Below are 1,901 nucleotides of genomic sequence, written 5' to 3' on the forward strand. Positions count from 1 at the left end.
GGGCGGTGCGGTGGCCCACCGGGCAGGCCGGGCAGGCCGGGCTTGGCAGGCCGGGCAGGCCGGGCAGGCCGGGCAGGCCGGGGCCCGTGGGAGAGCAGGCGGGCCGGCTTGGCTCGTCATCCGGTGCGGTGGGGGTCGAGTGAGGTGCGTGGTCGAGGCCGTCGGCCGCGGTGGTTGTGCGGCGGTGGCGCCGTGTGCGCGTCCGCTTCGCTGCGGTGAGAGGGGCCGGGCGGCTTGCGGTGGCGGCTCGAAGCACAGAGCGCGGGCCGGGTGGGGCGGGTGGCGCCGGGCGCCGGTTCGTCGCGTTGTCCGGCCGGCGCGGCGTACCACTGGCCCGCGAGCGCCGCGCACCGGTCCTGGCGCGCCGCGCCGCCTGTGAGGAGCGGGAGTCGTAGCGGCTTCTTCGCGGTGAGGTCTGCTCTCATGGGCCGGCGCGGTGAGCGGCGCTGTCCGCCGCTTCGCGCGAGGCGAGGCCGCGCAGTGCCACGGCCAGGCCGGCGGCTGCGACGGCCGTGATCAGCGCGAGCACCGGCCCCCGGCCCGCCGGGTACAGCACGGCGCAGAGCACGGTCATCAGGGCTGCGGCCAGTTGGACGGCCGTCTGGTAGAGGCCGCCGGCCATGGCCTGCTGGGTGGCCGGGACCGATCCGGTGGCCTGTACGTGGAAGGCGGTGAAGGCGAGGACGAACGCGGCGCCGACGAGCAGCAGGGTGGGCAGTACGTCGGTGGTGTAGTGCAGGACGCCGTCGTCGCGCGGGTAGAGCGCGTAGCCGGCGAGTGCGGCCGTGGCTCCTGCCGTGATCAGCGGGGCCGGTCCGAAGCGGGTGACGATCCGCCCGGAGTGCAGTGCGGTGAGGGTGAGGGGTGCGGCGGCGGGCAGGAAGGCGAGGCCGGTCTGCCAGGGTCCGAAGCCCGCCCGCTGCTGCAGTTCCAGGGTGGTCACCAGGAGCAGTCCCAGGTAGGAGCCGTTGAGGGCGCCGGCGCCGAGGGCGGAGCGCAGCAGCGGTGCGTGGGCGAGCAGTTGCCGGTTCAGCAGGGGGTGTGCGGCGGTGCGTTCGGTGCGGACGAAGAGCGCTGCCAGCAGCACCGCGAGTGCGAAGGCGCCGACGGTGTGCGGGTGGTCGAAGCCGGTGACCGGCCCGGAGGCGGTGGCGTGGACCAGGAGCAGCATCGCGGCGGTGAGGCTGAGGGCGCCTGTGGCGTCGTACCGCCGCGGTGTCGTGGGGTCGGGCCTGTCCGGGGGGATGAGCCGCAGCCCGGCGGCGAAGAGGAGCAGGGCGAGGGGGGCGGGGAAGGCGAAGGTCAGGCGCCAGCTCGTCTCGGTGAGTGCCCCGGACAGGAGCAGTCCCACCGAGAAGCCGCTGGCTCCGAAGAGGGAGTAGATGGACAGTGCCCGGCTGCGTGAGGGGCCTTGGGGGAAGGTGGAGGCGATGATGGCGAGTCCGGTGGGGGCGGTCAGTGCGGCGCAGAATCCTTTGACGATGCGGGTGGCGACCAGCAGTGTGGCGCTGTCGGCGAGTGCGCTGACGAGGGAGGCGGCGGCGAACACGAGCAGCGCGGTCAGATAGACGGGGCGGCGGCCCAGCAGGGTGACGAGCCGGCCGCCGAAGAGCAGCAGGGCGCCGAAGCCGACGGCGAAGCCGGAGACGACCCATTGCAGTTGGGCTGGGGCCAGGCCCAGGTCGTGGCCGATGGCGGGCAGTGCCACCAGGGCCACGGACACCTCGAGGGCGTCGATGAGCATGTTGGCGGCCAGTACGAACAGCAGGCCCCACAGGGCGGGGTTCCACCGCTCGTCGGTCTCGGCCGGCCGGCCGGCGCGGGGTGTCCTCGGACGTGTCATGGGCCCGTTCCACCGTAGAGGTTGAGTGACTGGCTTGGGTCGAAGGGAAGGGGGGTGG

At 74.3% G+C, this 1,901-nt stretch carries 2 protein-coding genes; both read right to left on the reverse strand.

What is annotated here, in order from left to right; translation table 11 throughout:
* Positions 1–116: 116 nt before the first annotated feature.
* Positions 117–425, reverse strand: coding sequence for a hypothetical protein (locus P1P70_RS44095; RefSeq protein ID WP_319248049.1), 309 nt, complete (start codon positions 423–425; stop codon positions 117–119).
* Complete coding sequence (locus P1P70_RS44100) at positions 422–1,843, reverse strand: MFS transporter (RefSeq protein WP_319248051.1); 1,422 nt, start codon at positions 1,841–1,843, stop codon at positions 422–424. The genes P1P70_RS44095 and P1P70_RS44100 overlap by 4 nt, the downstream gene beginning before the upstream one ends.
* Positions 1,844–1,901: the final 58 nt, after the last annotated feature.

The sequence above is a fragment of the Streptomyces sp. MB09-02B genome, assembly GCF_033794485.1.
In the GTDB taxonomy this organism is placed as follows: Bacteria; Actinomycetota; Actinomycetes; order Streptomycetales; family Streptomycetaceae; genus Streptomyces.

Bases quoted from the DNA above. Each gene is read 5' to 3' on its own strand.
- P1P70_RS44095 (WP_319248049.1), bottom strand. From the start codon at position 425: ATGAGAGCAGACCTCACCGCGAAGAAGCCGCTACGACTCCCGCTCCTC.
- P1P70_RS44100 (WP_319248051.1), bottom strand. From the start codon at position 1,843: ATGACACGTCCGAGGACACCCCGCGCCGGCCGGCCGGCCGAGACCGAC.